The sequence below is a fragment of the Cupriavidus sp. R6-3 genome, from assembly GCF_059772245.1.
This window is the reverse complement of record NZ_JCBAJO010000431.1, coordinates 1-1583: the sequence shown is the minus strand read 5'-3', so window position 1 is coordinate 1583 and position 1583 is coordinate 1. Positions and strand designations below refer to the sequence as shown.

The 1583-nt window shown below is 69.4% G+C and carries 1 protein-coding gene and 1 pseudogene; both read left to right on the top strand.

The annotated features are described in order from the left end of the window. Window positions 1-503, top strand: a pseudogene (locus tag AC6EI8_RS26425) (hopanoid transporter HpnN); the annotation flags it as partial. 48 nt (window positions 504-551) lie between these two features. Next, on the top strand, window positions 552-1583 hold a 1032-nt coding region (locus AC6EI8_RS26420; RefSeq protein WP_498383381.1), incomplete at its 3' end, for an MlaA family lipoprotein.

Below are 1583 nucleotides of genomic sequence, written 5' to 3'. Positions count from 1 at the left end.
AGGCCACCGGCGGGCCGATCGCGGTGCGCGGCTCGGCCCGCACCATCCTGAGCGCGTTCGCGCAGGCCGGCGCGTGGGCGGTGCTGTCGATCGCGATCCTGCTGTGGCTGACGCTGCGCCGCTTCGCCGACGTGCTGCGCACGCTGGTGCCGCTGCTGGTGTCGGCGGTGCTGACGCTGGAGCTGTGCGTGGTGTTCGGCATCGCGCTGAACTTCGCCAACGTCATCGCGCTGCCGCTGCTGCTCGGCATCGGCGTCGCCTTCAAGATCTACTACGTGATCGCATGGCGCGAGGGCAAGACCGGCCTGCTGCAGTCCAGCCTGACCCATGCGGTGCTGTTCAGCGCGGCGACCACCGCCACCGCGTTCGGCAGCCTGTGGCTGTCCAACCATGCCGGCACCGCGAGCATGGGCAAGCTGCTGGCGCTGTCGCTGGTGTGCACGCTGGCCGGCGCGGTGTTTTTCCAGCCTATTCTGATGGGACGGCCGCGCCAGTCGCGCTGAATTGTCCGAGGCCGCGGACGGACCGACCACGACGCCACCATGATCGCCATGCCAGAGCCCTCGTCTCCTTCGCCCCTTTCACGCCATTGGCTCCTTTCACGCCATTGGCCCCGCTCACGCCTTTCGCCCCTTTTACGCCTTTCGGACTCTTCGTCTCCGTTGCCCGCGCCGGCAGCGCTGCACCGGCTGATCCCGCTTGCCGCGCTGTGCTGCGCGGCCTGCGCGACCGGGCCGAACGCCAATCCTGCCGACCCGCTGGAACCGCTGAACCGCGCCGTCCATACCGTCAACGACAAGATCGATACCTATGTCGCGGTGCCGGTCGCCAAGGGCTATCGCCGCGTCACGCCGCAGCCGGTGCGCACCGCGGTGACTAATGTCTTCAACAATTTCGGCGATGTCGGCAACGCGATCAACAACCTGCTGCAGGGCAAGGGCGTGGCGGCGGCCGAGAGCGTGATGCGGGTCGCGATCAATACCGTGCTGGGCCTGGGCGGACTGATCGATATCGCGACGCCGGCCGGGCTGCCGAGGCATCCGCAGGACCTTGGCCTGACGCTGGGCACGTGGGGCGTGCCCTCGGGGCCGTATCTGGTGCTGCCGCTGTTCGGGCCCAGCACCGTGCGCGATGGCATCGGCATGGCCGGCGACGTCTTCACCGATCCGGTGACCTATATGGATCCGGCCTGGCGCAACAGCCTGTTCGCGCTGCAGTTCGTCAATACGCGCAGCAATCTGCTCGATGCCACCACCCTGCTAGAGCAGGCCGCGCTGGACAAATACAGCTTCGTGCGCGACGCCTATCTGCAGCAGCGCCGCCAGCGGCTGCGCGGCGGCGAGTCCGGCGATCTGCCGGACTATGGCGACGAGGGGGACGAGGCAGACGGCGCGCCCGGCGCAGCGTCGCCAGCGACGGGGACGCCCGGACCCGCGGTCGGCTCAACGCCGGCGCCAGTTCCAACCCAAGCTCCAGCGCCCGCCCCGGCTCCCGCTGCAGCGCCGGCCCCAGCTCCAGTTCCAGTTCCAGTTCCAGTTCCAGTTCCGGTTCCGGCCCCGGCCCCGGCCCCGGCCCCAGTCCCA